Origin of the sequence: Pontivivens marinum, assembly GCF_900231835.1 — a bacterium.
GTDB lineage: Bacteria > Pseudomonadota > Alphaproteobacteria > Rhodobacterales > Rhodobacteraceae > Pontivivens > Pontivivens marinum.
Genome location: NZ_OCTN01000013.1, coordinates 17,758 through 41,086, shown reverse-complemented (window position 1 = coordinate 41,086; position 23,329 = coordinate 17,758). Strand labels below are relative to the sequence as shown.

Genomic DNA, 23,329 nt, shown 5'->3' with positions numbered 1-23,329 from the left:
GCTTCATTGAAAGCTTCAATGGCAAGCTGCGAGATGAATGCCTTAACGAAACGCTGTTTGGTAGGTTAGGCGATGCACGGAAAATCCTGGAAGAATGGCAAGAGGATTACAATTGGCGCAGACCACATTCAGCCTTGGGCAACCTGACTCCCACGGAATTCTTGCAGAGAAAGGCAATGGACAAAATGGCCGCCTGAGGTCACAGATTTAACCCCAAGGACTCCGCGCAAGCTGGGGGGAACTTGGGGCACAGGTCAAATCCCGAATGACCACAGATCTCGCTTTGCAAGCACTGTTAGCTGCTGTTTGGCGGCGCAAACCAAAGCAGAAAGTACTGATCCATTCTGATCAAGGCTCCCAGTTCACCAGCGCAGAGTGGCAATCGTTCCTTGATAAGCACAATCTGGATGCCAGCATGAGCAGGCGTGGGAACTGCCATGACAATGCAGCCGCAGAAAGCTTCTTCCACCTATTGAAGCGCGAACGGATCAGGCGGCAGACCTACCTCACACGCGACGCAGCAAGGCAGGACGTGTTCGATTACATCGAGATGTTCTACAACCCAACACGCAAGCATACGAACAACGGTATGCTGTCACCGGTTGACTATGAAATGAAACAGCAAAAAATGAACGAGGCAGGCGTCTGGTAAACTAGGGGCACCTCAACACCCCTTTCATACATTCGGCGGCTTGGAGCATAAGTTCGCGGAACACGTCGTCTGGTTTGTTACCCTTAGCAAAGTTTACCCACTTACAGACGATTTGAACTTTGCCGTCTGCGTATTCGCGATCATCGCTATCGAGCCGATCAGGTGATGGCGCGTTCCACCCACTTGGCTCGAACGGAATGTTTGTGATTTTGCACCGGTGACTTTGTTCATGTGCGAGCCGCTTGATTAAGGTTCCAATATCGCAACCCGCCTTCAACGCGACTGCCTTAACGGTCTTTTGAACTTGAACCTCGCGGTCGCTATCGTGCTTGGTACGATACTTTACACCTGCGGCGATTTTCTCGTACGCGTCGGACAACAAGTCATCCTGCGTTGTGTGCTTTGCAATCCGCTTCTGGTTCATATTGCACCACTGCGACCACGCGCGCGCACCGGTACCCCATTCCACCTCTACGCGACCGACAAACTCCTCGAATTCAGGCAAGCGCTCCAAGTCAAACCGAGAGTGCGGATGATCGTCGTTCTCGCCGAACTCCGCGCGATAGAGAATGTGTTGACGTTGATCTTCAGGGAACTTCCATTGTTCTAGCACCCGATATGCACCAACGAATAAGGCAGTCGCAGAGTTTTCGCTTGGGATGAATTGAAACACGACTTCCGCGTTATGATACGGGTTGGCATTGTCGTCACGCTGATACCCAAAATAATGTTCAAGGTTGGCCCGTGACTTTTTCCAAAGACCGACCGATTTTGGGGAGTGACGAACAAAACGACAGGTGGAGAGAGCATAGCCGGAAGTTTCTTCGATCAGTGCGTTGAAAGTACCGGATTCTGCTTTCTGTATTGGCTCAAGGACCGTGTTGGGATCATCTTGCAGGACCAACCACATCAGGTGATCGAGTTCCCATTGGGTGACGTTCAGTTGCTCCCCTAAATCGCGCAGAATGTCGCTCACGACCTGGTAGCGACCACCAATGGTTAGACCCCGTTCGAAGCTCGGCCAAAGCCCGATTTTTTTCAATGCAGCTTCCGTTGTGCCGTTCCATACTCCCCAACGGCCGTCCATCGTGCAGAGCAGCGCGGACGCGGTCCCAATGCCCACACCCGGAACCTCAGTTGCTTCGTCAATGCGGGCGACAACATCTACTTCGTCGGTAGTAAGCGCGGCCAGAGCGAGACGAAAGTTATCGTTGTCCAGTGAAAGTGCGACCTGCCGATACAACGTGGTCCAATGCTGGTTCACGTCGAAATCCAAGAACCTGCGGTACTGCTGTGGCGTGATCCTTTCGTAATCACGCAGAATAGGTCCCCACGTTTCCTGGACATGTCCAGAATTCTGGCACGCAACCCGATAGGGTTGAGTTCCGGTCAAGTCTTTAAGTATCTCTGTTGCATTCTGCACGTGAGGTTCCTTGTGCCGGATTGGAAAACCGCATTGTTTACTTTCAGAGCTATATTTGCAGAAATTTGCCCCCTAATACAGGCGTTGACCCACTTGGAAACGGCCCACAGCCACCGTTCGCGCCAAGATTGATGCCGCATCGCAGCTTCCCTAGAGCCGCTGTTGACTCGCCAAAAGGAATGCTATACGCAGGCTCGGTCCGTTGATGTTGTCTGGTGATAAAATAGCTCCATCAGCCCAAGTGTGTCCTCGATACTCCTTAAGAACGTTCACATTTTACTAACCTCTCTTGTCTAACGTAAGCTCCGTGTGCATGTATTGTTCACACAAAGGAACCGAAGCAGTGACTTACAATCCACGAAAAGCGGCGCAAACGATTGCATATTTTGCTCTTCAGTCGGGTGGATCAGCTGTATCGGTCTTGAAGGCAGTGAAGTTAGTTTATCTCGCTGATCGTGAAAGTGTGAAGCGCAGGGGGCACCCGATTCAAGATGAAGCCCGGGTATCCATGCCGCATGGTCCAGTAAACTCTATCACCTATGACTACCTTAGCGGCGCATATGATCCCGAGGGCGTGGGATGGGCTGATTTTCTCAAGGACCGCGAAGATCACAACGTGGGCTTGGCCAACACCAACATATCTGTTGATGACCTTGATGAACTCAGCCAAGCGGAGCTGGCTATCCTTGCGGACATCTGGATCCAGTTTGGCAGCATGAACAAGTGGGCTTTGCGTGACTGGACGCATGTGGCCAAGAATGTGCCGGAATGGAAAGATCCTAAAGGATCATCCCGCAAAATCAGTCTGCAAGAGATCATGAAGGCAGTGGGTGTGAACGAATCTGAAAAACGCGCTCGTGAATATCAGAGCCTTCAGAATGCCCAAGATATCCTGGCGTCGCTTTAGAGTTGGTTTATCGGAGAGGAACCCTGCTGGTCCCCTCTGGGCCAGACAAACATCTGTTCATTGTGTGCAATGACACATGTCAGCACGGCCTGAACCTTCTTGTAAATATCAGTTCATTCTATGATGGCTGCGATCGGACGTGTCTCTTGGACGTTGGTGATCATCCGTTTGTGAAGCACTTATCTTATGTCTTTTATGCCCAAGCCAAGATCAGCAAAGCGGACCGAATTCAACGCGGATTTAATAATAATGTCTTAATTCCACAGCCGGACATGGCTATTCAAGTGTTTAACCGCGTTGAGGCTGGCATCACGGTTTCTCCAGACACTCCTGGAAACGTTTTGAAGTATTTCCGGCAACTGTGAACGTTGCGCCTTTTTGTGCGTGTTCCCTTTTACTTCGGCCTCCACCGAATTGCGCAACGGCAGTGAATGGCCGCTCGCCGCCCTACCTGTAGGTGGCCTAGGGTTTCGCGGCGCGATTCTGGCCGAGTGTCCGCTTCCTTCATCTGGCCGAGCTCGGTTCGCACGCGCGGAGAAGGTCCGGAATCCGCCCTTGGTGTCGTCCGACGCGAACGGCCCGAAGCTGGCGTTTAGTCGTGACTAGAGATGTTGCAGCGCGTCTCGCCGAACCGGACATTCGCCGCATGTGTTAATTTAATGCGTTGCTTGAGGTCGGCTCTGCGGACCAAGCCGCCATTTCGCTGCGGCTACCCCTGTAATCCCTCCATTTTCAATGGGGTGCAGAGGTAGAACTTACGTAGATCAGCATCCCTCCGTCTACTTGAGAAGCGCTGGTCACGGCGCAACTGTGGATGAATAACGGCCGATCGATGGAGATATGGGGCTTGCAGCCGGCATCAATTCCTTGGCTAGGGTCAAGGCGTGATCGACAAGCGTGCTACGCTTTGATCGTGGGCGGGCCGCGAGGAGGGGGAGGTCCATCGGCTTGGTTTCCACCTCCACGATGACCAGCGCGCCACTTGCCAGTTCGTTTGCGATTGCGGCGTGGGGTAACAGGGCCAAGCCAGCGCCATCTATGACGAGCCGGATCATCATAAACAGGCTGTCAGTGTGCAGAAAACGGCGATGCCGGGCGACGCTAAATGCAGGCGCATGCGTGTGATCGTGGATCGGCGATTGCCATCCATAGCTGATGATTGGGCTGGCCATCAGTTCGGCATCGGACAGATGGCTGCTTGATAGGCCCGGTTTCGCAACCCAAACCATTTTATAAACGCCGATACGTTCGACACGCAGGCGCGGATCGTGCGGGTCTTCGGACAGAAATCCGAGGTCGAGCTGATCTGTCGCGAGGTGTTGCAGCAATGTGGCCGATTGGTTGACTTCGATTTCAAGGCGCAGGCCCGGTTGGGTTTCCTCCAAGCGAGTGGTCAGCGGCATCAGCCATGTCGCAGTAACTGGTCCGTTCGCGCCGATCCTCAGCCGTGCCTCAGCCGGTTGCGTTCCTTTGTGAAAGGATAGGTCCTCGGTCAGGCGTAAAACCTTGCGAGCATAGTCGAGTAGTTCGTGCCCCTGTTCGGTTAATGTCAGGCTTTGATCCCTGTGCAGCAAGGTCACGCCCAGTTCCTTTTCCAACCCCTGAATGCGTGCAGATACGGTTGGCTGTGAGATGTTGAGCTGTTCAGCCGCGCGTCGAAAACTGGACAAGCGCGAGACCCAGAAGAATGTCTCAAGGCTGTGTGTTTGCATATGTGCGTCCTGCAATCAATATTTTCTATCGCAATGATCAAGTAAATCATGTGGACGGGCAAGCCTATACGGTTGCGTAATAGAGAAAATAAAACTGGATGACGATATGACCTATGCCCTCGACCCGATGCCTGCTGCTATCTCTGCCTCGCTATTGTCGCGGCTTGGCGCGTTTGAAACTGTGCTGTTTGGGCATTTTCTGGATCGTGGAGTGCTTGATCCAAGTGTGGCGCCGGTATTCCCTGTGGGCACCGTCGTGGGAACGGCTGTCACGTTGAGCCTGCCAGCGCTGGATTCAACATTACTGCACCACGCTGCCGGATTATTGCGCCCCAGGGATGTTCTGATGATCGACCGGCGCGGGGACCGCACGGCGGCCTGTCTTGGCGGCGGTGTGGCACGCGCGCTCCTGAATGCGGGTGCCGCCGCTGTAGTCATTGATGGCCGTCACACTGATACGGGTGAGCTTTCTGCAATAGGGTTGCCTGTGTTTAGCCGTGGTCCCTCGATTTTGACCACGCGTTTGCAGGGGCAAGGGGGTGCACTCAATCGCCCCGTATCGGTTGGCGGTGTTCCAATCCTTGCCGGTGATGCGATTCTAGCCGATGCGCTGGGAGTTGTGGCAATCCACGCGGCGGAACTGGAGAGCACATTGACGCGGGCGGATGCCTTATTGGCACTGACCGAGCGTACGATAGTTGGTGTTGAGGCGGGTCAACGCATTGGTGATCTGTCTGGGGCCAGCGCAATTGTGGCCAGCAACATGTCCGCAGAGGGGTAATCGATGGCGCCAGTCTCACAGCTTGTCGATGCGGCTTTTGCTGCCTGCCCCGAGGGCGCATTGGGCCTGATCTATGATTACTCGACGACGCCATTTTCCTCTGATCCTGAGAGATTCACCCTGCCTGATGTGATTGAGGCACGGGGCGCGGCAGAACGATTGGTTGCGGATTGGTGCGGGCGGGCACTGTATCGCACGGATCCGGTTCAAAGCATGGCTGCGGGTATAACGTGTCCTTTTTCATGGAGCTATCACCCGCAGGAACCATCGGTCATTGCAGATGATTTGCAGCGGGGGGAGGTCGGGGACGTAGCCGAACGTCTGCTGGGCTGGGCCCTTGCGCGCGGGATCACGGTGCCGCTGCATTTGCCGGCGCAGGGGTTTGCCACAGTCACCGTCTTTCTGCCCGATAATATGTGTGCGCAAACGATCCTTGCCGATTTTGCCCTTGCGGCGCATCGGTTGCAGGATCAACTTTCTCCCGCTTTGCCACATTTGCGAAATCCGTTGAGCCCGCGTGAGGCACAGTGCCTGTCTCTGACCGCGAACGGTCTCTCAGCCAAGCAGATCGCCTATGCGCTGGATCGGTCCGAGAGCATGGTGGTCAAGCACTTACAGGCAGCAGGTGCGAAGTTGGAGGCGCGGAACCGCAGTCACGCGGTCGCCATCGCCACACGTCGGCGTTGGATTTCCTGATAGGCCTGCGCGGCTGCGTCCCGCATCAACCCCACATCCGAGGTCGCGCTGACCAACGCATAACCACGCGCAAACAGGTCTGCCGGATCCTGATCTGGCAATGCTGCGCCGCCTAACAATTTGTCCGTTGCGAGAATGGCTTGCTCTGCGGTTTGCAACGCTTCTGACAGTTCCGGCGCGCCTAGCTCGCCAAAGGTGCCATAATCAGTTGTGAGATCGAGTGGCCCCAGAAACAGCATGTCGATGCCGGGCGTTGCGGCAATATCGGTGATGGCCTCTAGTCCTGCACGGCTTTCAATCATGACCGCCACTAGCAGGCTGTTATTTGCATGTTCCGAGTGATTTTTATCCGCACCATAACGTGCCGCCCGTGATACGGTGAATTGCGCACCACGCCGACCGATTGGCGCATAGCGTGCGGCCTGTGCAATGGCGCGCGCCTCGTCAGCGGAGCGGACATCCGGCACCATGATCCCGTCAAAACCCGCATCGAGTAGCGGTTTGATTGCAGCAGGCGTGCCGTCCTGCGCACGGGCCATCACAAAAGCATTCGATGTGCTGCGGATCGCGCGCAAACTGTGCAGCGCATTGCCAAGGTCGGTGGCGGCATGTTCACGATCAACAATCATCAAGGGAAAGCCGGCCAACCCGATGATTTCGGCTATGTCGGGCTGATCTAGGAAAAGGAAAGCGGCGGGCAGCGTTTCCCCGGAAAAAAGAGTTTGGCGCAGAGGTTTCATGTGCAGGCTCCATTTTGCAGCCAGCTTAAAACGGCTTCGTATGATCGGCAGGGTGTAAAATGTTGCATCTTATGTGGAGCCTGACCTTGCGGCAAAGTGAAGTGATACTGACGACCGAGGACGCCCAATATGCTCGCTGCCCCCGACATCCAGAATAGGCCTGCTCAACAGGGCTTTTGCCCCTTTGGGGATCACGTGACCTGGTATCGGGTAGTGGGAGACCTGCGCGGCGGACTTGCACCTCTGGTGGTGGCACATGGCGGTCCGGGATGTACGCATGACTATGTAGATGCCTATAAATCAATTGCGAAAACCGGGCGCGCAGTAGTGTTTTACGATCAAATCGGGAATGGGCGATCAACGCATTTGCCGGACGCAGCCGCTGATTTCTGGACTGTTGATCTGTTTCTGGAGGAGCTGGATGGTCTTTTGCGTCATCTGGAGATTCAGGACGACTATTGCCTGCTAGGGCAAAGCTGGGGCGGAATGCTTGCCGCAGAACATGCTGTTTTACGCCCCAACGGGTTAAAGGCGCTGATCATTGCCAATTCGCCCAGCTGCTTTCGCACATGGGTTGAGGAGGCCCTGCGCCTGCGTCGCGATTTGCCGGACGGTTTGCATGAAACGCTGCTGACCTATGAAGAGAAAAGCGCGTTTGAGCATCCTGACTACCTTGCCGCGACGGACGTGTTCTATCGCAATCACGTTTGCCGAATGGACCCGTGGCCAGCGGAGGTGGTGGCGACATTTGATGCAATTGCGGCCTATCCGACAGTTTATCATACGATGAACGGGCCGACAGAATTCCATGTTATCGGCACGCTAAAGGATTGGACCATCGAGGCACGGTTGCACCTTATTGAGGCCCCGACCTTGGTTTTGACAGGGCGCTTTGATGAGGCGACCCCGCGCGCGGCCGAGGCTTATGCCAACAACATCCCCTGTGCGCAGTGGGTGATCCTGGGGAAATCAAGCCATATGCCGCATGTCGAAGAGCACGATTTATGCATGTCTGTCGTCGCTGACTTCCTGAAACGGAGTGCCAAGTGACTGTTTTTGCTGCACTCCAATTATGTACAGCCGACGATGTGGCGCAGAATAACGCTATGATTGAGGCGCTTGTGCGTGATGCGGCCCGGCAGGGCGCGCAGGTCGTCAGCTTACCCGAGGCCGCCAATATTTTGTTGAAAGATCAGATGGCCTATCCGCACCTGTGCCTGCCTGAGGCCGAAGATACGACGTTGGCGTTATGTATCGCGCTGGCTGCGGAATTGGGTATTTGGCTGCACACAGGTTCCTTGCTGGTGCGCACTAAGGATGGAGCGCGGGTTTGGAACCGGGCACATGTAATCTCACCCGAGGGTCGTGTCATTGCTTGCTATGACAAGTTGCACACCTTCGATGTGGCGCTTGGCGGAGCGGGCGATTTTATTGAGAGCCGCGCCGTATCCCCCGGTGAAAGGGGCGCTGTGATTTGTGACGCGGCGGGTCATACGCTGGGCCTGTCGATTTGTTATGATTTGCGGTTTGCCTATCTTTTCCATGCATTGGCGACGGCGGGTGCCGATGTTCTGATGATCCCCGCCTCCTTCTCGCCAATTACAGGCCCCTTGCATTGGGAGGTGCTGCTTAAGGCACGTGCGATTGAAACGGGAAGCTATGTTGTGGCTGCCGCGCAGTGCGGCACGCGCGATGGTGTGGCGACTTACGGGCAGTCGCGGATTATTTCACCGATGGGTGAGGTTCTGGCTACCGCTGAGGATGATCCCTGCGTGATCCTTGCCGATATTGATGTACAGACCGTTGCCAACACGCGCTGCCGTCTGCCCGTATTGTCGCAAACACGTCAGATCGGGCAGGTTACTCATGCTCGCTAAGTGGCCGGTGACGGGAGCAGGAATGCCGCAAAATACTCCATGCCTAAAATTGGCGCCAATTTTAGCGCCGATTGTGGTGCAACTTGCAACCACGAGCTATGGTTCGCAAAAACCGAAGGATTCGCGATGACCTCCGATACATGCGCGCGCGGCAAAAACAGCCCTGAACCTTCGATAGATCCATTGGATGGTCTGCCCACATTTACCTTGTCAAAAACCGATTGGCGCTACGCGTTGCAGCCCGCTACGGCAGAGGAGTCACCATTGCTTATCGCGGTCCATGGCAGCGACAGGCATGTGCGTGGCTTGCTGTCAGGCTTGAATCTGGACGGGGGTGTGTCGCTACTTGCACCGCTATTTCCGGCAAAGATTGGCGACCACGACGCGAGCGATGATTACAAGTTCTTGAACGGCGGCGGCACCGATTACCTGCGCCTGATGGATTGTATCCTTGCCGAGGCATTGGAACATCTGGGTCACAGGCCGCGCCGTATTTGGCTGTTCGGCTTTTCCGGCGGGGCACAATTTGCCCAGCGTTACGCCCTGTTTCGCGCCGCCCAATTGGATGGTCTGGTCCTTGCCGCACCGGGTGGTGTGACCCTGTTGCGTGACGATGTTACGTGGTGGCCGGGTCTAAGCGGTGCAGAGGCGGCAACCGGTGCAACGCTTGACAGGCACGCTATCACCACACTGCGCACCGCGATTTTAGTCGGTAGCGAGGATCGCGCAAAGGGCGTCGTCAATCGTGGTCCCGGAACCCGCTTTGGTTCTGCGCAGGCAGACCTCGCGGGAGAGACGCGCATCGATAAGGTTCATGCACTGCACGATAGCCTGACGGCACTGGGTGCAGACGTGACGCTAACCCTAATTCCAGGTGCGGGACATACGCTTGCTCCCTGCACCAAAGCAGCTTCGCATGTCTTGCGAGGTTGGCTTGATCAAAAACAAGCAAGCACCGTTAAAACACTCAACAGGAGTTCCCAATGAAAAATCTATGGATTGCCAGCGCCTGTGCGTTGCTGATGACCCAGACCGCAAATGCGCAAGCTGTGCCCGAGGGCTATCCCGCCGATTACAGTGATCTGATCGCACAAGCACAGACAGAGGGTTCGCTGCTGATATACACCAATCTGTCCAGCTCCAACCTTGGTCCGGTCATTGAGGCCTTTAACGTGGCTTTCCCTGATATTGAGGTCGAGACGATCGAGATGGGCCCTTCCGAGGCATTTTCACGCTATGATGCGGAAACCGGCACCGGTGTTCAAAGCGCCGACCTTATCATCGCGAATTCCATCCCCGATTGGGTGCGTGCGGTCGATGCGGGCACGCTGGATGACTACATTTCGCCCGAGCAGGCCAATCTGCCGGAATGGTCCTATCCAGAGGCAGGCCTGTATACATTTTCGACCGACCCTATGGTCACGATATACAACAAGCTGACGGTGCCAGAGGACCTGCAAGTATCCTCGATGGAGGAGTATTTTGCCAATATCGTTGCTCATCCTGAGGTGTTTGAGGGCAAAGTTGGTACCTATGATGGGCGCTACGCATTTGGCGGATCGATCGGGTATGCGTTCGCTGGTTATCATGGTGATGCGGCATGGGATTGGTTTGCCTCTGCCGGCCCGATGGTTCGCCCAGGTGGCGGCGCCGGAGGCATGATCGAGCGTACGTTAACAGGTGAGCTGGCCTCGTCGTTCTTTGTTTCCGCGCCGGTTGTGCTGAACCGTATGGACCCAGCGCTGGAACAGGTTTTGGGCTGGACGTTCCCGTCCGACGGCACGCCTGTTTTCCTGCGTGGTATGGGCATCACCAAAGATGCGCCCCACCAGGCCGCTGCCCGCGTATTCCTTGATTATGTCCTCTCGGAGCCGGGGCAATATGCGGTCGCGAACGGCAATCTGACGGCTTATCGTCCTGGCGTCACACCTGCGGATGAGAATGCCTATTCGTTGGACGAGGTTATCGCGGCCATCGGGTCCGAGGAAAAGCTGATCCTGATCGATTACGATGCCGATATGGTTGAGAATTTCGATGCGTTCAACGCTCGCTGGGGCGACGCATTCAAGATGTAAGCCGGACAGGACCGGTTTGCACAAAAGGGTGCAGGCCGGTCAGCGCCGAAAGGGATATTCCATGACATATGCGACCCAACGGGACCGTGCCTATCGCGGTGGCGGTGTGCAACGATCCTTTGACCGGGCGCGTCTGGCGCAATGGTTGATTTTTATCGTAACCGCCGCGCTGATGCTGGCACCGGCCCTGCCGATCTTGCTTCAGGTCTTTGTCGATCGTCCGCTTTATGCCGATGACTGGCAGTTCACCCTGTCTAATATCGGTGACATTTTGCAGTCTGAACGCATCGGGCGGATCGCGCTTACAACCGGTATCTTTGCCGTGTTTAGTGTGATCATCGCCGAAGTGCTGGGGATCGGTGCTGCGCTTCTTATTGGTCGAACCGATTTGCCGGGCCGCCAGATCATGGGCGATGTCTTGATGTGGCCGCTATACCTTTCCCATCTGATTTTCGCACTGGGCTGGGTGGTCATGTATGGCCCGTCAGGGTTTATCACGCAGTCTATCGCGCAGCATGTCGGCGGGACGCCGTGGAACCTGTATTCCATCGCAGGCATGGCCGTTGTTGCGGGGATTTCGCAGGCGCCGCTGGCCTATCTCTATTGCCTTTACGGCGCTGTCCGCTCGGTTGATTCCACATTGGAAAGTGCTGCGCGTACGGTGGGCTGCGGGCCGTTACAGGTGCTGCGTCGGGTTACATTGCCGCTTATGGTGCCGTCGATCATCACCTCGTCAGCGCTGAATCTGGTTATTGCGGTTGAGACCCTGTCTATCCCGCTATTTCTGGCGCGGCCTGCACGGATCGATACTCTGTCTACCTTTCTATACGCCGAAGGGATCGCCGCCTCGAACCCGAACCATGGGCTTGTCGCCGCCTCGTCGCTGCTTTTGATGTTGCTCGTGGGGTCCGCGCTTATGGTACAGCGCATTCTGTTACGCCAAGGGCATCGCTATGAGACCGTCAAGGGTAAGGGGACGCGTCCAATGGTTCTGAGCCTAGGTAAGTTGCGGTGGCCATTGGCGGCTCTCACTGGTCTTATCCTTCTGGTCGCTGTGGTCGTGCCTATTGCGGGTATCCTGTTACGGGCCTTCACCTCGTTCCTGTCGCCCCTTGTGCCGGTTACCAAAGTTCTGACCTTCGCCAATTTCGAGCAACTCCTCGGCAATCCGGCCAACCTGCGGGCGATTAGCAATACGTTCCAGATTTCGTTCGTTTCCGCCGCCCTTGGGACAGTGTTGGCTGTCGCTGTGGCGTTGGTTATCCAGCGCTCCTCGTTCAAATTTACGGGTACGCTTGAGGCGCTGGCCTATTCGCCGCGTGTCATTCCGGGCATGATTACGGGATTGGGGATATTTTATGCAGCGATCATTTTGCCACCGATGGGATGGCTGCGCGGTAATATCGGGATCATGGTTGTGGCCTATGTCATGGCGACGCTGCCACTGGCCCTGGGGGTGATCCAACCGGCGATTATCCAGATCGGTCGAGACCTGGACAAGGCTGCGCGTACGGTGGGCGCGGATTGGGTCAGCTCTATGCGTTTGGTTATGATGCCCCTGCTCAAACCCGCCCTGCTGGGCAGTTTCATCCTGCTCTTTGTGTTCCATCTAAAGTCCTACATTATCGCGATTTTCCTGATCGCGCCCGGTCTGGAAATCATGGGTGTGACGATGCTGTCGCTGTGGACTAACGGCGATGTTGGTGAGCTGGCCGCCTTTGCAACGCTTCAGATTTTGATGGTCGCAGTTCTGCTGATCCTCTCACGTCTGCTTTTCAAGGTTAAGATCTATGACTGAACTCGTTCTCAAAGACGTTTCGCGCCGGTATGGCGATGCCCTTGCCATCGACGGTATCAATCTGAGTGTTACAAATGGTGAGTTCCTGACTCTTTTGGGGCCGTCGGGTTGCGGCAAATCCACGACGCTGTCGGCGATTGCCGGTTTGGATCAGCCCACAGGCGGGCGCATTTCCTTTGGCGATCAGTTGTTGGTGGATGCGACTTCGGGCACCTTCCTGCCACCTGAGGCGCGCGGCTTTGGCGTCGTGTTCCAAAGCTATGCCTTGTGGCCGCATCTATCGGTCGAAGATAACGTCGGCATGGCATTGAAACTGCGTAAAGTGCCCGCGGCAGAGCGGCGAGCCCGCATCGCGCAGGCATTGGAACTGGTTGAGCTAGGGCCATTGGCCGATCGTTACCCCGGTGAACTGTCCGGTGGTCAGCAACAGCGTGTGGCATTGGCGCGCGCAATTGTGTTCCGCCCGCCGCTATTGTTGCTGGACGAACCGCTATCCAACCTTGATGCGCAATTGCGTCAGCAGGCGCGGGTGTGGCTGAAGGATATCCAGCAGGAGCTGGGGCTGACAACGATCTACGTGACCCACGATCAGGATGAGGCATTGGCCATGTCCGACCGCATCGTGGTGATGCGTGGTGGCAAGGTTGTGCAACTGGGCACGCCGCAGGAAATCTACCGCGACCCGATCCACCCGTTCCCGGCTAGCTTTATCGGCAATGCCAATCTGTTGGCAGTGACGGGCGGTGCGGTTTCGGGGGGAGGATCATGTGTGGTCACTTTGGGAGACGGCCAGATTGTTCGGGCACGCACGCCGCTTGCCGATTTACGTGCCGGGGCACAGCTGCTGGCGATCCGTCCGCATCTGATCCGTTGTGTCCCAACCCAAGATGCGTCAGAAATCAATGTTGAGTTCGGTCCCGAAAGCTATCTCGGGGATCATTTCGAACAGGAGGCCCGTGTGGCAGGCTGCACGATCCGGCTGAGGCTCGACGCACCACAGCCGCGCGGCGCAGGCCGGATTTGGGTTCGTGCGCAAGATGCAGTTGTGTTCGGGGTGGATGAATGAGGGCACAGAGATGACCGTGGCGACCTCTGCCTTGATTGACCATATGCATGATGACGTGACTGAACGGTTGCGCAGTGACATTGTTCTGGGCGCGCTGCGCCCGGGCGAATGGCTCCGCCAGATTGATTTGCAGGACCGGTATAACTGTACGCGCAGCGCGGCGCGCACCGCGCTGGCAACGCTGGCCAGTGCGCATATTGTGGAACACACGCCAAATCGCGGGTTCCGCGTGGTGCAGCCGTCGGTTGAGGCGCGCTCAGAAATCACTGACGTGCGTTTAATGCTGGAATTGCCCGCTGCAGTAGAGATCGTGACCAATGCTAGCGCTGCCGATATTGCTGACATCCGTGTGGCGGCTGATGCATTTGACGCGGGTGTAGATGTGCTGTCAGTTCAAAAGATGCGCAGCCTGAATCATAGGTTTCATCGTGCGTTGATTGCCCCGCTGCAAAACACAACGCTTGCTAGTTTGATCCATGAATTACGCGAGCGCGACCTGCCGGGCGATTGGTCGAATTGGACCACCACGTCCAAGGTTCGCCAATCCAGCCGTGATCACCTGGATATGGCAGATGCAATAGAGGCGGGCGATGCGCATGCTTTGCAAGTTATCATCAAGGCACATTTGACACGGTGGCAAACGACCGAGGTAGATTAGGGTCGGAGATCGGGAGGGACCTGATCAAAAGAGAGTGTCGCACTAATTGTTGGATGCTCATGGGATTTTAATTTTGATGCGCTGGATCGTACGGCAGCGAAGGGTTTGTTGATGAACGGAATCGCGCCCGTAGTGCCGGGTTTCTTGTGACGGATTTGGCCATGCCTGATTGTCTGGCTTATTTCGATCCCGCTTAGGGTTGCTTTGGCTGATCGAGTGACCGGAAGCTCTATCGATACGCTTGTGCCTTGCCGGTTACGATTGTTTCTGGAGGATGCTGGCGTACCCGCTCAATTGCCTTGTTCAAAAAGGCTTTGGCGTTTTTTGCATCCCGTCGCGCGGTGAGGCGAAAGCCAACCATTTGACCGTTTGCATCGATTGCGCGCCACAAATAGCGATATTTGCCGCTGCCACTGATGTAGGTCTCATCGACATGCCAATCGACACTGGCGCGACGAAGATGTTTCTCTACTCGCTTGGTCAGCTCCGGGCCAAACTTCTGAACCCAGCGATACACGGTTGATCGATCAATGGTGATCCTGCGCGGAAAGTGATGGAGCTTAAACGGGGATCTGCGCGGCATGGAAGACTTCAAAAATATAAACTTATCATATGGCTGTCATAATGCAGCACTCCCTGATTGCTAGGTCAGCCGGGTTGGCAATCTCTTGCCGTGAAAAAAACGTCTTCGTGGGGCGTCAGATCGGAAGTTTGTCCCGATCCGCACTGTTGAACCTGCATTTAGTACCCGGTATTTTCACATGTGAGACATTCACGCCGTGAAGAGTCTCAGGGTGTTGCTATGTTCTTGCTGGATTGAGGTTGTGGGAGGTCGTGCGAATCCAGCCACCTCAGCCAGAATCTTTCCGATATATGTGAGTGGTGCGCTTGGCTGCCTTCGCAGACTTACGCCGTGTTCTGCGATCTGTGGGTGTCGGGCGATAGCCTTAGCGCTTAGTTCGCGTGATCGGATTGCCTAACTCACGGTTTGCCCAAATGTTGCTTGCGCACGTTTCCTGATGCTGCGGCGATCGCTTACGTTGTTGAGTTTGCTGCGCTGTGGCAACTGGTCGTAACGACCCTGTTCTCACACAATTGTTGGGGTTGGCATGGGGCAGCGGGCATAGGTCGTTAAGTCCTTGTCTATGCTAGCAATTCATCGATTGGGTGGGTAATGCTATCCTACCGTTAACATCCATGACTGCACGCTAAGCGTCGCAGTTTATATGAGTGATGCGCGCCGTCGTTTTGTGCATCGCTCTCGCGGCGTAGCCGCTCAAATTTCCAGCTATTATCAAGTGCGTTGCAATAGCGTACTTTTGTTCGCATGATGAATATCATTGGACAGGGCAAACTTTTCGCGATTAAAATAATTTTACTGAGAGTAAATTTATGCGAATCGTGGTTGCGGCACCCAAGAGCAGAAAAGTGATCTGCCATGCTCCTTCGTTTCACGTTTAGGCGGTCTTCGATCTCTTTCATCCAACACGGAGGACAAACTAGATGAACTTTCTAAAGCCTAGCCTTTTTGTCGCGTCGCTGATGCTGGCCCTGCCAGTGGCCGCGCAAGAGGTGCTAACGATTGGCGTTCGATCCGAAGCCAGTTCACTGGATCCCCACTGGACGCAGCTTTCGGCTGACGTTCAGGTGCATGAGCACATCTTTGAGAAGCTGGTTGCGCTGGATCCTACATCGCAACCTATTCCCGGACTTGCCGTATCCTGGGGTCCGATTGACGATCTGACATGGGAATTCAAGCTGCGCGAAGGCGTGATGTGGCATGATGGCGAGGCATTCACTGCTGACGATGTCATCTTCTCGTTTGATCGTCTGCGGGCCGGAATTTCCGGTGCGCCTGCTTCGCCTGCATTCCAGTTGGAGAAGGGCCTGAAGCAATGGACGCGGATCGATGATTACACGATCCAGATCTCGACATCGGAACCCTATCCTACGGTTGCCGAAGATCTGGCCATGTTGCCTATCATTGCTGAACATGCGGCACAGGGCGTAACGGAATCCGTCGATTTCAACAGTGGTTTGGCGACCATCGGCACCGGCCCCTATATGTTCGAGGAATATAGCCCGGGCAGCCGTGTCACTGTCGTTCAAAACCCGAATTGGTGGGGTGGTGATGTCGAGTGGGATCAGGTGGTGTTCCGTCCGATCACTCAGGATGCATCCCGGCTGGCGGCTTTGCTGAATGGCGATGTCGATATGATCGACTATCCGCCGACCATTGATTTGCCACAACTTCTGGACGATCCCGACTTTACCGTGTCCACGATTGCTGCGGATCGGTTGATCTACCTGATGCCGGGCTACAAGCATATTGAGCGGTTTATCACGGATAATGATGGCAACGTCATGGTGCCGAACCCGATGCGCGACTGGCGTGTGCGTCGCGCGCTGAGTCTGGCGATTGACCGAAATGCGATCCGGGATCGTGTGATGGGGGGCGCGTCGCTGCCAACCCGCAATATCGTTCCGCCGGGCTTCTTTGGCTATGTCGATGCACTGGAAGCTGATCCCTATGATCCTGACGCAGCGCGAGCGTTGTTGGAGCAGGCGGGTTATGGTGACGGGTTCAATATTGTCCTGCACGGGCCGAATGACCGCTACGTAAACGATGCGCGTATCCTTGAGGTTGTCGCCCAGATGTGGAGCCGCGTTGGCATCACGACTGAAGTTGATGCGATGCCGCGCAACATCTTCTTTTCGCGCCTGATCCGTGGTGATGAATTGACGATGCCCGGCTTCGACGTGCCTGAATTTTCCATGTCTCTGACTGGCTGGGGCACTGTGGCGGGTGAGGCGACCTATACGGTTTCCGGTACGCTTGAAACCTATAACGCAGCAACCGGCGGCGGGAACGGCAACTTTGGCCGGTATTCCAACCCTGAAATCGATGCGCGATCCGTGTTGGCCAAGCAGACCGTGGATGGCGAAGAGCGTCTGCGCCTGCTGCAAGAGGCGATCACCATCGGCATGGATGACTACGCTTATATCCCGCTGCATTTCCAGGTGAACAACTGGGCCATGCGTGCCGGTCTGGAGCATCAGCCACGGACCAATGAGCGGACCATGGCGATGGATGTTTCGGCAACCGAGTAAGAAATGATAACGGGTGAGGCAAATTAAAGATGGCTGAATTTATCATCAAACGCGTGTTACAGGCGATGGTTGTCCTGTTGATCATGACGGTACTGGTGTTCTTTGGCGTTAATGTGATCGGTAATCCGGTTTACATATTTGCCTCATCCGAATGCGACCAGGCGTGCCTGACAAAAACCATTGCGGAACTGGGGCTGGACCGCCCGCTTTGGGAGCAATATTTCGTTTTCCTTTCAAATCTGTTGCAGGGTGATCTGGGTAATTCCTTCACGCACGGCATTCCTGCATTATCGCTGATTTTCGAGCGACTGCCTGCAACGCTGGAGTTGGCCATCTGCGCGCTGGCAATGGCGCTGGGGTTCGGTTTGCCACTGGGGATCTGGGCGGGGTTGCATCCAGATACGATCATCAGCCGCTGCATCATGGCCTTTTCGATGATTGCGTTTTCGCTGCCGGTGTTTTGGATCGGGTTGATTATGATCCTGACATTCTCGGTCCAGCTGGGCTGGATGCCTGCTGTCGGGCGTGGTGATACGGTTGATGTGTTTGGAACCGAGCTAAGCGCTCTAACCTTGGACGGTTTGCATCACCTTGTGATGCCCGCATTCACGCTGTCCCTTATCATGATGGCGATTGTTATCCGCCTGACCCGCGCGGGTATGCGCGAGGTGATATTCGCGGATTATATCAAGTTTGCACGCGCCAATGGAATTCGTGAGCGTCGTATTCTGACCACGCATGTCATGAAAAACCTGCTGATCCCGATCGTAACGGTGCTGGGGATGGAGTTCGGCGGGGTGATCGCCTTTGCGGTCGTGGTGGAGTCGATCTTTAGCTGGCCGGGGGTGGGCAAGATGCTGATCGATGCGATTGGCGTGCTCGACCGGCCATTGATCGTGGCCTACCTGATTTTCGTCGTGTTCATGTTCGTGGTTCTGAACCTGCTTGTGGATATCCTGTATTCGCTGCTCGACCCGCGCGTTCGCCTAGGGGGTAACCAGACATGAGCAGTGTCTCTCAAACTCCTACGGCAGGATCACCGCGCGAATTGGCCCGTCGCTTTGTGTCCGTGCCAAGTGCGGTAATTGCCTTGGTTGTGTTCATCCTGTTTTGCATCATTGGTTTTGGCGCGCCGCTGATTGCACCGCAAAACCCATACGATCTGCGGCAGGTTGATATCTTGGACAGTCTGATGCCGCCCGGTAGCCAGAGCTACACGGGGCTGACCTATTGGCTGGGCACGGACGGTCAGGGGCGCGATATGTTGAGCGCGATGCTGTACGGCATCCGCATTTCCCTGATCGTGGGTCTGCTATCTGGATTCCTCGCCTTGGTTGTTGGTACGTTTGTGGGGTTGATCGCTGCCTATCGCCGGGGTTGGGTCGATACCCTGCTGATGCGGATCGTCGATTTGCAGTTGTCCTTTCCGACCATACTCGTCGCGCTGATCCTGCTGGTGATCCTTGGTCGCGGGGTGGACAAGATCATCTTTGCCTTGGTCGTTGTGCAATGGGCCTATTTTGCGCGCACCGTGCGCGGGGTCGCGCTGGTCGAGGGGGCGCGGGAATATGTCGATGCCGCGCGGGGGCTGCGGCTTGGCGGTATGCGGATTTTGTTCCGCCATATCCTGCCCAATTGCCTGCCCACAATTCTGGTCGTTGCAACGGTGCAAATGGCGATGGCCATCTCGCTGGAGGCAACGCTTTCCTTTCTCGGGCTGGGGCTGCCACCGACCCGACCCTCGCTTGGTCTGCTGATCGCCAACGGGTTCGATTACCTGCAATCGGGCCGCTACTGGATCAGTGTTCTGCCGGGGATCGTACTGCTGGGCATCATTATCAGCGCCAATGTGCTGGGCGATCGCCTGCGCGACATTTTGAATCCGCGACTGTGAGGGGCGCATTATGACAAGTGTATTAAACGTCAAAGACTTGCATACCTCGTTTGTCATGCCTGACCTGACCATTGCGGCTTTGCAGGGGGTCTCTCTGTCAGTGGATAAGGGGGAAATCCTCGGGCTGGTGGGTGAGAGCGGGTCGGGCAAGACGCTGACCGGGTTCTCCATCAACCGCTTGCTCAGCGCCCCCGGTCGGGTTGTTCAGGGTGAGGTGCTGCTGCACGGGCAGGACGTCCTCTCATTAGGTGAGGAGGACATGCGCCATCTGCGCGGTCGTCGCATTGCGATGATTTTTCAGGACCCGATGATGACGCTAAATCCCGTTTTGCGGATCGAAACGCAGATGCGCGATGCGTTACGCGCCCATGAGAAGATGAGCAAAGCGATGGCTCGTACGCGCGCAATTGCCGCATTGGACGAGGTCGGTATTCCTGCGCCTGAGAGCCGTCTGCGCAGCTATCCGCATGAATTGTCCGGCGGTATGCGCCAGCGTGTCGCCATCGCCATTGCTCTGTTGCATCAGCCCGACGTTATCATCGCGGATGAGCCTACGACGGCGCTGGATGTGACCATTCAGGGGCAAATCCTGTCATTGGTGCAGAACCTTTGCCGCGATCGTGGCACGGCGCTGATCTGGATTACCCATGACCTTGCCGTGGTGGCGGGTATCGCGGACCGTTTGGCGGTTATGTATGCGGGGCGGGTGGTTGAGATCGGGCCGGTTGATGATCTGCTTGATGCGCCTGCACATCCCTATACGCGAGGTTTGATCGATTCCGTTCCAGCGCGTGGGCAACGGGGGCAGCGGCTAAAGCAAATCCCGGGGCGTATGCCTGCGCTTACGGAATTGCCGGTCGGGTGTTCCTTCGCACCGCGCTGCGAACATGCGAAGGCCGCATGTGCCGCACTGCCTGACATGACAGCACTGGATGCGGAACGCTCCGTGCGCTGCTTTTATCCATTGGCGGAGGGTTCGGCATGACGTCTGATGCTATTCTATCCGTTCGCAATGTGACGAAACGCTTTGGCGGACGCGGCGATTTCATCGCGCGGGGATTGAGCCGGATCGGTTTGGCAGAACCCAATGCCGTGGTGCATGCGGTTGAGGATGTCTCGTTCGACCTGCGCAAGGGCGAGGTCCTTGGTGTCGTTGGGGAATCCGGTTGCGGAAAGTCTACGCTGGGGCGGATGGTGGCGGGTCTGCTTGATCCGTCCGAAGGAGAAATCGTCGCGCAGGCGAGTGGTGCGACCACTGGCGCCCTGCCAATGCAGATGATTTTTCAGGACCCGTTTTCATCTCTGAACCCGCGCAAAAGGGTGTCCGAGCTGATTGGTGAGGCGCCTCGCGTTCACGGGATCGTGCCGCCGGATGCCCTCGACGCCTATGTCGCGGATATGATGGATCGTTGCGGCGTTGACGGGAACTATCGTGATCGTTTCGCGCATCAGTTTTCGGGCGGGCAACGCCAGCGGATTGGCATTGCGCGCGCGCTGGCGGTGCGACCTGAAATACTGGTCTGTGATGAGGCCGTTTCGGCGCTGGATGTCTCGATTCAGGCGCAGATCGTCAATTTATTCATGGACCTGCGCGATGAGCTGGGGCTGACCTATATCTTCATCAGTCATGATCTGGGCGTGGTCGAGCATATCTCGGATCGCATTCTGGTGATGTATCTGGGGCGCATTGTCGAAAGCGGCCCTGCTGAACAGATTTTTGCCGATCCACAACATCCCTATACCCGCGCATTGATCGAGGGTGTGCCGCGGCTGGAACGCCGTCGCACTGTTTACGCGCCGATCAAGGGGGACATTCCATCCCCGATCGACCCGCCAAAGGGGTGTCATTTTCACCCCCGCTGCCCGTTGGCGCAGCCACAGTGCAAGGTGGAACGACCTGCCTTGCGCGACATTGCAGGGGGTCGACAGGCCGCCTGCCATCTTATCGAGAGACCCGCCAAAAAGGAGATTTCAATTGGCTAGTTATGCAGAACGTATGAAAAAATTTCTCGGAATGATCGAGGGAAAGGCTGACCTGATCTTTTTCCCGATGGGTACCGATCTGGATTATCTAACCGGTATTCATCGTGAAATTCCGACCTATGGACGTAACCTGCATCCTGGCATGTGGCTGGAGGGCATGTGGATCGCGCCCGGTCGTGACCCCATCCTGACGCTGCCCCGCATGACCGCTGAATTTGGCCAGATCGGCGGCACTGATGGCATGGATGTGCGTGTTCTGGGCGACTGGGATGATCCACAGGAAATGGTGCGGCGGATTATCAAGGATCTGAGCGTCAAGGATGGTGCCACAGTTGCCGTCAGTGACGATGCGGAGGCGGAATCCCTGATCGAGCTTCAAGGTCTGATTTCCGGCGTACGTTTTGCATCGGGCACGGACCTGTTGCGCCCCATGCGCGTTGTGAAGGATGCGGATGAGATCGAAAAGCTGCGGGCGGCTGGTGTGATTACCGAGAAGGCATTTGCAGCGACCGTAGCGCAGATGAAGATCGGGATGACCGAGTTGGATGCGGTGTCGGAGATCGATTACCAGATGAAAAAGCACGGTTCGCTTGGGCCGTCATTCACAACTTCGCTTTACAATACGGGGCCAAATCACCCGCTGAAATTCGGTGATAAGCTGGCCAGCTGGCCGCGTGTTCTGACGCCGCCAGTATCGGTGCTGTTTGACTTTGGCGCGATCCTGGACGGCATGTGCTACGATTTCGGCCGCACAGTCTGCTTTGGTCAGCCGAGTGACGAGCAGGTTCTGGTGCACAAGCTGATTATGGACAGCCAGCGTGCCGGGATCGAGGCCCTGAAGTCCGGCTCCGTTACCTGTGAAGCGGTCGATAAAGCTGCTCGTGATGTTATTGATGATGCGGGTTACGGCGCGGCCTTCCGTCACCGTCTTGGCCACGGCATCGGTTGGGATGTGCATGAGCCACCCTTCCTGACTCGTGACGACAAGACGATGGTCGAGGAAGGTATGATCTTCACGATCGAGCCGTCCATCTTCCAGGATGGATCGGTCAGCGCACGTGTCGAGGATTGTATCGTTGCACGCCCGAATGGTGGTGAGGCCCTGACATCCGGCTTTCAGGATCTGATCATTATCGAATGATCTAGGGTCGCGCAGCCGCACGAACCGCAACTGACCGTGCGCACCTTTCACAGCATGAAAGGTGCGCACGGTTTTTCAATTTTTACCGAGAGGACATTCTATGATCAGTTTCTATTTCAATGCAGCGCCAAATCCGATGAAGGTTGCTCTGTTCCTTGAGGAAAGCGGATTGGAATATCGCCCTGTGCCGTTGGATACCAAGCTGGGTCAGCAGCACACGCCGGAATTTCTGTCGATCAATCCGAATGCAAAGGTGCCTGCACTGGTTGATGACGGGGTTTCGCTGTTCGATAGCAACGCAATTTTGCTGTATCTGGCCGAAAAGACAGGCGCGTTCCTGCCGCAGGATCCCGCATTACGCGGACCTCTATTGTCGTGGTTGTTCTTCGTGGCGTCAGGTGTCGGTCCCTATTCAGGGCAGGCGGTGCATTTCCAGCATTTTGCCGCCGATAAAAGCCCCTATGCGGTAAAACGTTACCGTTTTGAGGCGCGGCGTCATTGGCAGATCATCGACGATCAGCTCGCCAAGGGCCGCTATATGATGGGCGATGACTACTCGGTTGTCGATATGGCGGTTTGGGGATGGGCACCGCGTATCCCGTTCATGCTGGATGATGAAACCGCAGCGGGTTTCACGAATATCAACCGTCTGATGGAGGAGTTGAACGCGCGTCCTGCGGCGCAGCGCGCCCTTGCTTTGCCTAGCCAGCATGCGTTCAAGATGGAAATGGACGATGCCGCAATCCGGTACATGTACCCGCATATCTACAGCGATGAATAATCGCAGCGATGCGGTTGGTCACAAAGCAAAACAG

Annotated in this window: 22 protein-coding genes and 2 pseudogenes; 20 read left to right on the top strand and 4 right to left on the bottom strand. The window is 55.9% G+C overall.

Annotation, left to right across the window (positions count from 1 at the left end):
* Together CR254_RS17390 and CR254_RS17385 are read left to right on the top strand one after the other, a co-directional pair.
* Positions 1 to 197 (top strand): integrase core domain-containing protein (locus CR254_RS17390; RefSeq protein WP_145996776.1); only part of this gene is annotated, 197 nt, incomplete at its 5' end.
* A gap of 56 nt (positions 198 to 253) precedes the next feature.
* Positions 254 to 652: pseudogene (locus CR254_RS17385) on the top strand (IS3 family transposase); the annotation flags it as partial.
* Between the two features lies 1 nt (position 653).
* Here the strand turns inward: CR254_RS17385 and CR254_RS17380 are convergent.
* Positions 654 to 2,075, bottom strand: coding sequence for a hypothetical protein (locus CR254_RS17380; RefSeq protein WP_097932274.1), 1,422 nt, complete (start codon positions 2,073 to 2,075; stop codon positions 654 to 656).
* Between the two features lie 343 nt (positions 2,076 to 2,418).
* On the opposite strand from CR254_RS17380, the gene CR254_RS17375 reads away from it, so the two are divergent.
* Entirely contained in the window at positions 2,419 to 2,982 is a 564-nt protein-coding gene (locus tag CR254_RS17375) for a Panacea domain-containing protein (RefSeq protein ID WP_097932272.1), read from the top strand.
* Positions 2,983 to 3,128: 146 nt separating this feature from the next.
* Positions 3,129 to 3,347, top strand: coding sequence for a hypothetical protein (locus tag CR254_RS17950; protein ID WP_145996775.1), 219 nt, complete (start codon positions 3,129 to 3,131; stop codon positions 3,345 to 3,347).
* A 432-nt stretch (positions 3,348 to 3,779) separates the two neighbouring features.
* Here CR254_RS17950 and CR254_RS17370 read toward each other — a convergent pair whose 3' ends face one another.
* Entirely contained in the window at positions 3,780 to 4,694 is a 915-nt protein-coding gene (locus CR254_RS17370; protein WP_097932270.1) for a LysR family transcriptional regulator, read from the bottom strand.
* A gap of 106 nt (positions 4,695 to 4,800) precedes the next feature.
* Between CR254_RS17370 and CR254_RS17365 the strand changes: the two genes are divergently transcribed.
* Both CR254_RS17365 and CR254_RS17360 read left to right on the top strand, forming a co-directional pair.
* Positions 4,801 to 5,475, top strand: coding sequence for an RraA family protein (locus CR254_RS17365; RefSeq protein WP_097932268.1), 675 nt, complete (start codon positions 4,801 to 4,803; stop codon positions 5,473 to 5,475).
* Positions 5,476 to 5,478: 3 nt separating this feature from the next.
* Positions 5,479 to 6,171 carry a helix-turn-helix transcriptional regulator gene (locus tag CR254_RS17360; protein WP_097932266.1) on the top strand — a complete coding sequence of 231 codons (693 nt, stop codon included), beginning with the start codon at positions 5,479 to 5,481 and terminating at the stop codon, positions 6,169 to 6,171.
* Here the strand turns inward: CR254_RS17360 and CR254_RS17355 are convergent.
* A complete protein-coding gene (locus CR254_RS17355; RefSeq protein ID WP_097932264.1) occupies positions 6,129 to 6,911 on the bottom strand; it encodes an HpcH/HpaI aldolase family protein in 783 nt (260 codons plus the stop codon). The genes CR254_RS17360 and CR254_RS17355 overlap by 43 nt on opposite strands.
* Positions 6,912 to 7,106: 195 nt before the next feature.
* On the opposite strand from CR254_RS17355, the gene CR254_RS17350 reads away from it, so the two are divergent.
* The 7 genes from CR254_RS17350 (at position 7,107) to CR254_RS17320 (ending at position 14,385) form a co-directional block, all read left to right on the top strand.
* Positions 7,107 to 7,961 carry a proline iminopeptidase-family hydrolase gene (locus CR254_RS17350; protein WP_245851732.1) on the top strand — a complete coding sequence of 285 codons (855 nt, stop codon included), beginning with the start codon at positions 7,107 to 7,109 and terminating at the stop codon, positions 7,959 to 7,961.
* Positions 7,958 to 8,788, top strand: a complete 831-nt coding sequence (locus CR254_RS17345) for a nitrilase-related carbon-nitrogen hydrolase (RefSeq protein ID WP_097932260.1) — start codon at positions 7,958 to 7,960, stop codon at positions 8,786 to 8,788. Before CR254_RS17350 ends, CR254_RS17345 begins: the two co-directional genes overlap by 4 nt.
* Before the next feature lie 264 nt (positions 8,789 to 9,052).
* Positions 9,053 to 9,775 carry an alpha/beta hydrolase gene (locus CR254_RS17340; RefSeq protein WP_245851729.1) on the top strand — a complete coding sequence of 241 codons (723 nt, stop codon included), beginning with the start codon at positions 9,053 to 9,055 and terminating at the stop codon, positions 9,773 to 9,775.
* Positions 9,772 to 10,863, top strand: coding sequence for an ABC transporter substrate-binding protein (locus tag CR254_RS17335; RefSeq protein ID WP_097932258.1), 1,092 nt, complete (start codon positions 9,772 to 9,774; stop codon positions 10,861 to 10,863). Before CR254_RS17340 ends, CR254_RS17335 begins: the two co-directional genes overlap by 4 nt.
* A 61-nt stretch (positions 10,864 to 10,924) precedes the next feature.
* The gene (locus CR254_RS17330; RefSeq protein WP_097932257.1) at positions 10,925 to 12,661 is read left to right on the top strand and encodes an ABC transporter permease; all 1,737 of its coding nucleotides are present in this window, start codon (positions 10,925 to 10,927) and stop codon (positions 12,659 to 12,661) included.
* Positions 12,654 to 13,727 (top strand): ABC transporter ATP-binding protein, encoded by a 1,074-nt coding sequence (locus CR254_RS17325; RefSeq protein WP_097932255.1) that lies wholly within the window; start codon positions 12,654 to 12,656, stop codon positions 13,725 to 13,727. The genes CR254_RS17330 and CR254_RS17325 overlap by 8 nt, the downstream gene beginning before the upstream one ends.
* Positions 13,720 to 14,385, top strand: a complete 666-nt coding sequence (locus tag CR254_RS17320) for a GntR family transcriptional regulator (RefSeq protein WP_245851727.1) — start codon at positions 13,720 to 13,722, stop codon at positions 14,383 to 14,385. Before CR254_RS17325 ends, CR254_RS17320 begins: the two co-directional genes overlap by 8 nt.
* Before the next feature lie 98 nt (positions 14,386 to 14,483).
* Here CR254_RS17320 and CR254_RS17315 read toward each other — a convergent pair.
* Positions 14,484 to 14,968: pseudogene (locus CR254_RS17315) on the bottom strand (IS6 family transposase); the annotation flags it as partial.
* A 920-nt stretch (positions 14,969 to 15,888) separates the two neighbouring features.
* On the opposite strand from CR254_RS17315, the gene CR254_RS17310 reads away from it, so the two are divergent.
* The 7 genes from CR254_RS17310 (at position 15,889) to CR254_RS17280 (ending at position 23,295) form a co-directional block, all read left to right on the top strand.
* A complete protein-coding gene (locus CR254_RS17310; RefSeq protein WP_097932251.1) occupies positions 15,889 to 17,496 on the top strand; it encodes an ABC transporter substrate-binding protein in 1,608 nt (535 codons plus the stop codon).
* Between the two features lie 29 nt (positions 17,497 to 17,525).
* On the top strand, positions 17,526 to 18,503 hold the full coding sequence (locus CR254_RS17305; RefSeq protein ID WP_097932250.1) for an ABC transporter permease: 978 nt from the start codon (positions 17,526 to 17,528) through the stop codon (positions 18,501 to 18,503).
* Positions 18,500 to 19,390 carry an ABC transporter permease gene (locus tag CR254_RS17300; protein ID WP_097932248.1) on the top strand — a complete coding sequence of 297 codons (891 nt, stop codon included), beginning with the start codon at positions 18,500 to 18,502 and terminating at the stop codon, positions 19,388 to 19,390. The genes CR254_RS17305 and CR254_RS17300 overlap by 4 nt, the downstream gene beginning before the upstream one ends.
* 10 nt (positions 19,391 to 19,400) lie before the next feature.
* The gene (locus CR254_RS17295; protein ID WP_097932246.1) at positions 19,401 to 20,375 is read left to right on the top strand and encodes an ABC transporter ATP-binding protein; all 975 of its coding nucleotides are present in this window, start codon (positions 19,401 to 19,403) and stop codon (positions 20,373 to 20,375) included.
* The gene (locus CR254_RS17290; protein ID WP_097932244.1) at positions 20,372 to 21,373 is read left to right on the top strand and encodes an ABC transporter ATP-binding protein; all 1,002 of its coding nucleotides are present in this window, start codon (positions 20,372 to 20,374) and stop codon (positions 21,371 to 21,373) included. Before CR254_RS17295 ends, CR254_RS17290 begins: the two co-directional genes overlap by 4 nt.
* A 13-nt stretch (positions 21,374 to 21,386) precedes the next feature.
* Entirely contained in the window at positions 21,387 to 22,514 is a 1,128-nt protein-coding gene (locus CR254_RS17285) for a M24 family metallopeptidase (RefSeq protein WP_097932242.1), read from the top strand.
* Positions 22,515 to 22,614: 100 nt separating this feature from the next.
* A complete protein-coding gene (locus CR254_RS17280; RefSeq protein WP_097932240.1) occupies positions 22,615 to 23,295 on the top strand; it encodes a glutathione S-transferase family protein in 681 nt (226 codons plus the stop codon).
* Positions 23,296 to 23,329: the final 34 nt, after the last annotated feature.

Bases quoted from the DNA above. Each gene is read 5' to 3' on its own strand.
- CR254_RS17310 (WP_097932251.1), top strand. From the start codon at position 15,889: ATGAACTTTCTAAAGCCTAGCCTTTTTGTCGCGTCGCTGATGCTGGCC.
- CR254_RS17280 (WP_097932240.1), top strand. From the start codon at position 22,615: ATGATCAGTTTCTATTTCAATGCAGCGCCAAATCCGATGAAGGTTGCT.
- CR254_RS17330 (WP_097932257.1), top strand. From the start codon at position 10,925: ATGACATATGCGACCCAACGGGACCGTGCCTATCGCGGTGGCGGTGTG.
- CR254_RS17355 (WP_097932264.1), bottom strand. From the start codon at position 6,911: ATGAAACCTCTGCGCCAAACTCTTTTTTCCGGGGAAACGCTGCCCGCC.
- CR254_RS17295 (WP_097932246.1), top strand. From the start codon at position 19,401: ATGACAAGTGTATTAAACGTCAAAGACTTGCATACCTCGTTTGTCATG.
- CR254_RS17305 (WP_097932250.1), top strand. From the start codon at position 17,526: ATGGCTGAATTTATCATCAAACGCGTGTTACAGGCGATGGTTGTCCTG.
- CR254_RS17290 (WP_097932244.1), top strand. From the start codon at position 20,372: ATGACGTCTGATGCTATTCTATCCGTTCGCAATGTGACGAAACGCTTT.
- CR254_RS17300 (WP_097932248.1), top strand. From the start codon at position 18,500: ATGAGCAGTGTCTCTCAAACTCCTACGGCAGGATCACCGCGCGAATTG.
- CR254_RS17320 (WP_245851727.1), top strand. From the start codon at position 13,720: ATGAATGAGGGCACAGAGATGACCGTGGCGACCTCTGCCTTGATTGAC.
- CR254_RS17325 (WP_097932255.1), top strand. From the start codon at position 12,654: ATGACTGAACTCGTTCTCAAAGACGTTTCGCGCCGGTATGGCGATGCC.
- CR254_RS17370 (WP_097932270.1), bottom strand. From the start codon at position 4,694: ATGCAAACACACAGCCTTGAGACATTCTTCTGGGTCTCGCGCTTGTCC.
- CR254_RS17335 (WP_097932258.1), top strand. From the start codon at position 9,772: ATGAAAAATCTATGGATTGCCAGCGCCTGTGCGTTGCTGATGACCCAG.
- CR254_RS17285 (WP_097932242.1), top strand. From the start codon at position 21,387: ATGAAAAAATTTCTCGGAATGATCGAGGGAAAGGCTGACCTGATCTTT.
- CR254_RS17360 (WP_097932266.1), top strand. From the start codon at position 5,479: ATGGCGCCAGTCTCACAGCTTGTCGATGCGGCTTTTGCTGCCTGCCCC.
- CR254_RS17365 (WP_097932268.1), top strand. From the start codon at position 4,801: ATGACCTATGCCCTCGACCCGATGCCTGCTGCTATCTCTGCCTCGCTA.